Genomic DNA, 221 nt, shown 5'->3' on the forward strand with positions numbered 1-221 from the left:
TCATGAAGCGTTTGTTTGCACTAATCGTTTCGAAGTGTAATCGCAAAATACGGCGATCTCTTCGATTCCCGAAACCTCTTCGCATTGTCGATTCGACAACGGTGACAGTCGGAAAGAACCGCCTATCATGGACGCCTTATCATGGGGAACGGTCAGGGATTAAACTGCATGTCGCTTATTCCCCTCAACACCAGTCACCAATGGATGCCATAGAAACAACC

1 protein-coding gene is annotated in these 221 nt (G+C 47.5%); it reads left to right on the plus strand.

The window, feature by feature from the left end:
* The coding region (locus tag ABEV15_RS12270) for a transposase (RefSeq protein ID WP_498853372.1) at positions 1-221 on the plus strand (221 nt) is incomplete at both ends.

It is taken from the genome of Bhargavaea massiliensis (assembly GCF_050480245.1).
In the GTDB taxonomy this organism is placed as follows: Bacteria; Bacillota; Bacilli; order Bacillales; family Anoxybacillaceae; genus Anoxybacillus.